The sequence below is a fragment of the Massilia cellulosiltytica genome, from assembly GCF_047325105.1.
Lineage (GTDB): Bacteria > Pseudomonadota > Gammaproteobacteria > Burkholderiales > Burkholderiaceae_D > Telluria > Telluria orientalis.
In genome coordinates this window covers 7271730-7279930 of sequence record NZ_CP168562.1, presented here as the reverse complement: position 1 = coordinate 7279930, position 8201 = coordinate 7271730, and the positions used below count along the sequence as shown (strand labels likewise).

Genomic DNA, 8201 nt, shown 5'->3' with positions numbered 1-8201 from the left:
GTGAGATTATGCCGTGCTTCGCTTAACTCGTCAACCCCTCGTCTGTTTTGTCGCGTCGTCGTTTCCAACTCAATTCATGCGCTGCAAAACAGGACGCGCACTATAACAACCCACGTGCCCTTACGCAAGTACCGTTGCACGAGCGCGACTTCAACGCCGCCACCATCTAATTGACGTTTAGGCAATAATCAAGAATACTGAACTAGAAAATATATCAATCCGCCCGAAGGACACCGGTGACCCTCGACGCCAACCAGATCCTGGCTCTCGCGCCCGATCCCGCCTCGGCCAAGGCCGGCAGCCAGTTGGCGACGCCGCGGAACTGGTCGAATCTCGGCACGAGCGACAGCGCCCTGTGGGGCGAATGCCAGGGCAGCGGCAAGACACCCTATCGCACCCAGATCGACCTCGGCGGCCCCGCCTTCAAATGCACGTGCCCCAGCCGCAAATTCCCTTGCAAGCACGGCCTCGGCCTGTACCTGCTGCGCACCTCCGAACCGTCCCTGTTCGGCCAGGCGGAGGCACCGGCCTGGGTGAGCGACTGGCTGCAGGGCCGCCAGACGCGCCAGGAAAAGAAGGCGACCGTAAAAGATACCGGTCCGGAAGCCGCGGTCCAGGCTCGCAAGCGTGAAGAAAAGCGCGAAGACAAAGTCAGTGCCGGCCTGGCGGACCTGCAGACCTGGCTGCATGACCTGGCGCGCGAAGGTCTCGCGTCCGTGCGCTCGCGCGGCCAGGGCTTTTGGGATGCGATCGCCGCGCGCATGGCCGATGCCCAGGCCGCCCCGGTCGCACGCCGTCTGCGCCGCGCGGGCAGCATGCTGTACCAATCCGGCCTGCGCAATGCCGAGAGCCTCGTCGCGAACGAACTCGCATCGCTGTACCTGCTGGTCCAGGCATGGCAACGCATCGACCAATTGACGCCCGCGCTGCAGGCCGACGTGCGCGCCCTGCTCGGGTGGACGATGAGCCAGGACGACGTCCTGCGCCAGGGAACCGTCACGGACCGCTGGGGCGTGCTCGCCCAATGCACGTTCGACGACGAGCGCCTGCGCGTGCGCTCGACCTGGCTGCTGGGCGCCGCGACGGGACGCTGGGCCCTGCACCTCCAGTACGCGGTCGGCACGCAGGGCTTCGAGCAGCAACTCGCGCCGGGCACATCGTTCGACGGTGATTTGTGCTTCTATCCGAGCGCATGGCCGCTGCGCGCGCAGATCCGGCGCCAGGACGACGTACAGCCCCTGTCCGGCATCGATAGCCCGTCCAGCCTCGACACCCTGCAGGACACGTACGCGGACGCCCTCGCCGCCCAGCCCTTCCTCGAGCGCCACCCGGCGCTGCTCGGCGGCCTCGTGCCGGACGGCGCGGACCATGGCATCGTCCGCGACGCGCTGGGCCGCCGCATCGCGCTGCATCCATCCTTCCGCCATCCGCTGCACCTGCTGGCTCTCTCCGGCGGCCATCCGCTCACGGTCTGCGGCGAATGGGATGGCCGCATGCTGCTGCCGCTCGCCGTCTGGCACGACGAACGGCTCTACAATATCGACAGCGACCTCCCATGAACGACGACGCGCGCCAGCTGCGGCAGCTGTTAAAAATCGGGATGGCCCGCGCCGGCCGTCCGCCCGCCGGACTCCCCGCGCCGCTCGATGCGTTGCTGCCACACGATGCCGCGGCGGCACCTGAAGGGGCGCTGTGGCTGTCGCTCGGTGCCCTCGACCTGTGGGAACGCAGTGGTTTCATCGCGCCCGACCAGCCCGCGCCCGCCTCGGTGCCCGCCTCGGCGCCCGACACGCTGCGTCCTTGCCCGCCCCGTGCGCAGGCCGTCCTGACCCTCCTGCTGCGCGACCTGCATCCGGCCGGCCTGGAAGCGGAGTGGCTCCGGCTGCTGCACCGGTACGGCGGCCATCTGCCCGCGCACATGCTGCCCAAGCTGCTCGATGCGGCCACGCGCCAGCCGGCGCTGCGTCCCGCGCTGCTGCCCGTGCTGGGCGAACGCGGACATTGGCTCGCGCGCGTGCAGGCGGAGTGGAACTGGGCCGCCGACATCGATGCGGAGGCCGCGCCGTGGGACACCGGCACGCCGGAACAACGCGTGGCCGCGCTGCGCGACTGGCGTGCGCGCGATCCGCAGGCGGCGCTCGCCGCACTCGCCGCGGCGTGGAGCAGCGAGCCCCCGGACCAGCGCGCGGCCCTGCTGGCCGCCGTGGCCGTCGGACTGGGGCCGGACGACGAAGCCTTCCTCGAAGCGGCGCTCGACGATCGCCGCAAGGAAGTGCGCACCACGGCCCAGCGCCTGCTCGCGCGCCTGCCCGGATCGCGGCTGGCGCAGCGCGTGGAGGGCCGGCTGCTGCCGCTGCTGCGGATCGAATCCGACCGCATCGAACTGACCCTGCCGGCAGCGCTCGACGCGGCCATGCGGCGCGACGGCATCGGCGCCGCGCCGCATCACGGCCTGGGCGAAAAAGCCGGGTGGGTCGTCGACATGCTGGCTGCCGCCGATCCACATGTATGGCCCCGCCAGTTCGACCGCACACCGCGCGCCTGCCTCGAACTCGCCGGGCACAGCGAATTCGCCGCCGTGTTCGTGCGTGGCTGGGCGCAGGCCGTCCAGCGCCAGGACGGCGCACGCGCGTGGTTGCGCGACTTCCTCATCTGGTCGGCGGGCGCCCGCCCATCCCTGCGCGAGGCCGTGCCCGACAGCCTGTTCGACGTTGCCGCCGCCCACATCGCACAAGACGATGCACTGTTCGACGCCCTCGCCGGCAAGTGGATCGGCGACGGGTTCCCGATGCGGCTGCTGACGCGCCTCGCAGCCGGCGCACCACACGCCTGGTCCGAGGACATGAGCCGGCGCGCACTGGAGCGGCTGCGCACATCGATGCTGCCGCTGCCCGACATGGGCCACCCGTGGCTCGTACGCCAGATGCTGTCCAGCCTCGCCCTCGCGCTCGACCCGGCGACCACCGTGGCGTCGGAAGCAGGCCTGCGCGCGGCCTGGCAGCCCGACGCCGAGTGGGACAACGCCGTCAACGCATTCTTCGATCTCGCGCGCCTGCGTCACGAGATGATCCTTTCATTCCAGGAGCCCGCATGACCGCCACCTCTTCCGTCCTCCGCCAGCACGCCGAGCAGCAGTACGCCGACGAGCTGGAAGCGCTGATCGCCGTCGATACGCGCCAGCGCCCGCCCCGCTGGAAGATGTCGCCGTGGGCCGTCTCGACGTACCTGCTGGGCGGCGAGCTGGAAAACGGCGCGACGATCAGCGCCAAGTACATCGGCAATCCGCGCGTGATCGAGATCGCCGTCGCCACGCTCGCCACCGACCGCGCCCTGCTGCTGCTCGGCGTGCCGGGCACCGCGAAATCGTGGGTGTCCGAACATCTCGCGGCCGCGATCAGCGGCGACTCCACGCTCGTCGTGCACGGCACCGCCGGCACCAGCGAGGAAGCCGTGCGCTATGGCTGGAACTACGCGCAGCTGCTGGCCAAGGGCCCGTCGCAGGAAGCCATCGTCCCGAGTCCGGTGATGCGCGCCATGCGCACGGGACGCATCGCCCGCATCGAGGAACTCACGCGCATGCCGGGCGAGGTGCAGGACAGCCTGATCTCGATCCTGTCCGAGAAGGTCTTGCCGATCGCGGAACTGGACGACGAGGTGCTGGCCGAGAAAGGCTTCAACATCATCGCCACCGCGAACGACCGCGACCGCGGCGTCAACGAGCTGTCGAGCGCACTGAAACGCCGCTTCAACACCGTCGTGCTGCCGCCGCCGCGCACTGCCGACGAGGAAGTGCGCATCGTCGAGACGCGCGTGGCGAGCATCGGACGCGCATTGGAGCTGCCGGCCGAGACGCCGGCGCTGGAAGAGATCCGCCGCATCGTCACCGTGTTCCGCGAACTGCGCGAAGGCGTCACCAGCGACGGCAAGACGAAGCTGAAAGTCCCCAGCGCCAGCATGAGCACCGCCGAGGCCATCTCCGTCGTCACCCACGGCCTGTCGCTGGCGGCGCACTTCGGCGACGGCGTGCTGCGCGGCGCGGACCTTGCGGCCGGCATGGTCGGCGCGATCGTCAAGGATCCGCTGCAGGACCGCGTGGCGATGCTCGAATACCTGGAGACCGTCGTCAAGGAACGCGACGGCTGGAAGGATTTGTACCGCGCCTGCCGCGACGTGATGGCGTGAGCGCGCGATGAGCGTCCACCTGTTCGGCGTGCGCCACCACGGCCCGGGTTGCGCGCGCAGCCTGGCGGCGGCGCTGGCTGCGCTGGCGCCGGACTGCATCCTCGTCGAGGGTCCGCCGGAAGCGGATGCGCTGGCATCCTTTGCCGGCCATGCGGAGCTGGTCCCGCCCGTGGCCCTGCTGCTGTACGCGCCGGCCGATCCGCAGCGCGCCGTGTTCTACCCTTTCGCCGAGTATTCGCCGGAATGGCAGGCGCTGCGCCATGCCGCGGAACATGGCGTGAATCTCCGCTTCTGCGACCTGCCGCAGGCGTACCGCTTCGCGCTGCGCGCCGCGGACGACAAGAAGGACGACGACATCCACGACGACCCGCTGCGCTGGCTCGCGCAGGCGGCCGGCTACGGCGACACCGAGACGTGGTGGGACCATCTCGTCGAACAGCGCGGCGACAGCCTGGACCTGTTCGCCGCCATCGCCGAGATGATGACGGCGCTGCGCAACGAAGCCGGCCCGCCGTCCGACGACGTCGAAATAAAACGCGAAGCGTGGATGCGCACGGCGATCCGCCAGGCCGTCAAGGAGGGCCGCGAACGCATCGCCGTCGTGTGCGGCGCGTGGCATGTCCCGGCCCTCGCGACACTGCCCAGCGCGAAAAGCGACGCCGATCTGTTGAAAGGCCTGGCGAAGGAAAAGATTGCGGCGACGTGGGTGCCGTGGACGCACGGCCGTCTTACGTTCGCCAGCGGCTACGGCGCGGGCGTGACGGCGCCCGGCTGGTATCGCCACCTGTGGCGCCATCGCGAGCGCGCCGGCCTGCACTGGCTGACGGAGGTCGCCACGCTGCTGCGCAAGCACGACCTCGACGCGTCGTCCGCCCACGTGATCGAAGCCGCGTGCCTGGCCGACACGCTGGCCGCGCTGCGCGACCGCCCGCGCGCTGGCCTGGATGAATTGATGGAAGCCGTGCGCGCCGTGTTCTGCTACGACAGCGACGCGCCGCTGCGCCTGATCCGGCGCGAGCTGCTGGTCGACGAAGCGCTGGGCACCGTGCCGGACGACGTGCCGGCCGTGCCGCTCGCGCAGGACGTGGCCGCGCAACAGAAACGTCTGCGCATGCCGGTGCGGGCCGACATGACGGAACTCGATCTCGACCTGCGCCAGCCCGCTCACCTGGAAAAGAGCGTGCTGCTGCATCGCCTTGCGCTGCTGGGCGTCCCGTGGGGGCGGCAGCAGAGCGTCCGCGGCCGGACGGGCACCTTCCACGAACAATGGCAGCTCGCGTGGGCGCCGGAATTCGCCGTCGACCTGATCGCCGCCAGCCGCTGGGGCGCCACGCTCGACAGCGCCGCGACGGCGCTCGCCGCCGACCGCGCCGCACAGGCGCACACCCTGCCGGAACTCACGCGCCTGATGGAGACGATCCTGCTGGCCGACCTGCGCGCGGCCGTCGATCCGCTGATAGCGCGCATCCAGGAAGTGGGCACGTTGACGCCCGACCTCGGGCTGCTGCTGGCGGCGCTGCCGTCGCTCGTCAATGTGCTGCGCTACGGCAGCGCGCGCAACGTCGACACGCAGGCGCTGGGGAGCGTCGTGGACGGCCTCCTGGCGCGCGCGTGCATCGCGCTGCCGTACGGTCTGCGCGGCGTCGCGGACGATGCGGCCGCCGCGCTGCTGGGCCAGATCATCGCGGCCGACCAGGCCGTGCGCCTGCTGCAGGACGAGACGCACGCGGCGGCCTGGTTCGATGCGCTGGAGGCCGGCGCGACGAGCGATTTGTCGCATCCGCTGCTGGCGGGACGGTGCGGCCGCATCCTCACGGAGCAGGGACGCTGGGACAGCGAGCGCGCCGCGCGCCAGCTCGCGCTGCGCTGCTCGCCGACCGTGCCGCCGCTCGTCACCGCGCACTGGCTCGAAGGGTTTTTACAGGGCAGCGGCGCCCTGCTCGCGCACAGCGACCCGTTGTGGAACATCGTGAACGGCTGGCTGCTCGCGCAGCCGGACCACGTCTTCACGGAACTACTGCCGCTGCTGCGCCGCACCGTCGCCACGTTCAGCGCACCGGAGAGGCGCGAACTGGGCCAGCGCGCGGCGCAGGCCGGCGGCACGCTCGCGCATGCGGCGCCGGCGACGGCCGTCGATCCGGTACGTGCGCGGCGCGTGCTGCCCATCCTGCACACACTGTTCGGAACCCAGTCACTCCAGGAGGCCATCGATGGCGAATGAACAGGAAGCGGCGCGCCGCTGGCGCCTCGTGCTGGGGCAGGACGCCGGCGAATCGCTCACCTTGGGCGGTGCCGATGCCGCGATCGATGCGGCGCTCGACGCGCTGTACGGCGCCGGTCCGGACACGCGCAGCGGCGGCCTGGGTGGATCGGCGCCGCGCGTGGCGCGCTGGCTGGGCGACATCCGCCAGTACTTCCCGTCCAGCGTCGTGCAGGTGATGCAGAAGGATGCGTTCGACCGCCTCGGCCTGCAGCAGATGCTGTGCGAACCGGAGATGCTGGCGGCCGTCGAGCCGGACGTGCACCTCGTCGCGACGCTCCTCAGCCTGAACCGCGTCCTGCCGAACAAGACACGCGCGACGGCCTGCGCCGTCGTCGCGAAGGTCGTCGAGGAGCTGGAAAAGAAGCTGTCCACGCCGATGCGCCAGGCGGTGTCGGGAAGCCTGAACCGGGCGGCGCGCAACCGGCGCCCGCGCCACCAGGACATCGACTGGCTGCGCACCATCCGCGCCAACCTGCGGCATTATCAACCGGACTACCAGACGATCATCCCGGAGACGCGCATCGGCTACGGCCGGCGCGGACGCTCGCTGCGCGACATCGTGCTGTGCGTCGACCAGAGCGGATCGATGGCGCCGTCCGTCGTGTACGCGAGCGTGTTCGCGGCGGTCCTTGCGAGCATCAAGGCGGTGACCACGTCGGTGGTCGTGTTCGACACGGCCATCGTCGACCTGACGCCGCTGCTGCACGACCCGGTCGAGGTCCTGTTCGGCACGCAGCTGGGCGGCGGCACGGACATCAACCGCGCGCTCGCGTATTGCCAGGGCCTCGTCACGCGACCGCAGGACACGATCTTCGTCCTGATCAGCGACCTGTACGAGGGCGGCAACAATGCGGAGATGCTGCGGCGCGCGGCGAGCCTCGTCGGCAGCGGCGCGCAGGTGATATCCCTGCTCGCACTGGACGACAGCGGCGCCCCTTCGTACGACCGCAACAATGCGGCGCAGCTGGCCGCGATGGGCATCCCCTGCTTCGCCTGCACGCCCGACCTGTTCCCCGACCTGATGGCGGCGGCGATCCAGCGGCACAGCCTGGAACAATGGGCGTCGCAGGCGGGCATCGTCCACGCGTAGCGACGTGCTTCAATCGTGCGGGCGGTTGAACACAGCCGTGTTTGGCGCTACTGTCATCCCATGGACGATCAAGCCTCTCAACAAGAAAAGAACCACCGAGCCATGCGCGACATCATCGAAGAGGCGCGCTGCATTCTCCCAGGCCTGCAGGCGGTGTTTGGTTTCCAGACGATCGCCGTGTTCAACGAACGGTTCAATGACCTCGCGCTGTACGCACAGGCGTGCCACATGGTCGGCCTCGCCTTGATGGTGATCGCGATGGCTCTCCTGATGACGCCGGCAGTGTATTACCGCGCCCAGCACGGTTACGCGACGTCGCTCATGGTCAAGGTAGCGCGCAAAGCCATCCGGGGTGCGTTGATGCCACTGGCTCTTGGGCTGTCGCTCGACATGTTGACGGTCGTGTCGCTTGCAACCGACATGCTCTCGCTCAGTATCGCTGCCGCGGTTGCCTCACTCCTCCTCTTTGTGGGACTCTGGTACCTCATTCCGCGCCGTGACCCGATCCAGGTCGGCGAACCGCAGGCCTGACGCCGGCATAGCCGCGGCCGTGTTGTGTGAGGCGGCGAACAGATGAGGGCGCTTGCACCCGGATAATGCTCCTGTGTTCACGGCATCGTGGACAAGAATTTTACGAACTGGGCGACACTGGCCTACCTTCAAGTT

6 protein-coding genes are annotated in these 8201 nt (G+C 69.6%); all 6 read left to right on the top strand.

Going from position 1 to position 8201, the window contains the following annotated elements:
* The first annotated feature begins 236 nt into the window (after positions 1-236).
* From ACEN9H_RS32025 to ACEN9H_RS32000, 6 genes are read left to right on the top strand one after another with little or no spacing between them, the layout of a single operon-like run.
* Complete coding sequence (locus ACEN9H_RS32025; RefSeq protein WP_413673349.1) at positions 237-1559, top strand: SWIM zinc finger family protein; 1323 nt, start codon at positions 237-239, stop codon at positions 1557-1559.
* Positions 1556-3094, top strand: coding sequence for a DUF5691 domain-containing protein (locus ACEN9H_RS32020; protein ID WP_413673348.1), 1539 nt, complete (start codon positions 1556-1558; stop codon positions 3092-3094). Before ACEN9H_RS32025 ends, ACEN9H_RS32020 begins: the two co-directional genes overlap by 4 nt.
* On the top strand, positions 3091-4182 hold the full coding sequence (locus ACEN9H_RS32015) for an ATP-binding protein (RefSeq protein ID WP_056131075.1): 1092 nt from the start codon (positions 3091-3093) through the stop codon (positions 4180-4182). The genes ACEN9H_RS32020 and ACEN9H_RS32015 overlap by 4 nt, the downstream gene beginning before the upstream one ends.
* 7 nt (positions 4183-4189) lie before the next feature.
* Complete coding sequence (locus tag ACEN9H_RS32010) at positions 4190-6403, top strand: DUF5682 family protein (protein WP_413673347.1); 2214 nt, start codon at positions 4190-4192, stop codon at positions 6401-6403.
* Positions 6393-7535: a VWA domain-containing protein gene (locus ACEN9H_RS32005; RefSeq protein WP_413673346.1), complete on the top strand. Its 1143-nt coding sequence runs from the start codon at positions 6393-6395 to the stop codon at positions 7533-7535. The genes ACEN9H_RS32010 and ACEN9H_RS32005 overlap by 11 nt, the downstream gene beginning before the upstream one ends.
* Before the next feature lie 60 nt (positions 7536-7595).
* Entirely contained in the window at positions 7596-8066 is a 471-nt protein-coding gene (locus tag ACEN9H_RS32000; protein ID WP_413673345.1) for a DUF6328 family protein, read from the top strand.
* Positions 8067-8201: the final 135 nt, after the last annotated feature.

Excerpts from the sequence above, each read along its gene's own strand:
- ACEN9H_RS32020 (WP_413673348.1), top strand. The coding sequence starts at position 1,556 with ATGAACGACGACGCGCGCCAGCTGCGGCAGCTGTTAAAAATCGGGATG.
- ACEN9H_RS32015 (WP_056131075.1), top strand. The coding sequence starts at position 3,091 with ATGACCGCCACCTCTTCCGTCCTCCGCCAGCACGCCGAGCAGCAGTAC.
- ACEN9H_RS32010 (WP_413673347.1), top strand. The coding sequence starts at position 4,190 with ATGAGCGTCCACCTGTTCGGCGTGCGCCACCACGGCCCGGGTTGCGCG.
- ACEN9H_RS32005 (WP_413673346.1), top strand. The coding sequence starts at position 6,393 with ATGGCGAATGAACAGGAAGCGGCGCGCCGCTGGCGCCTCGTGCTGGGG.
- ACEN9H_RS32000 (WP_413673345.1), top strand. The coding sequence starts at position 7,596 with ATGGACGATCAAGCCTCTCAACAAGAAAAGAACCACCGAGCCATGCGC.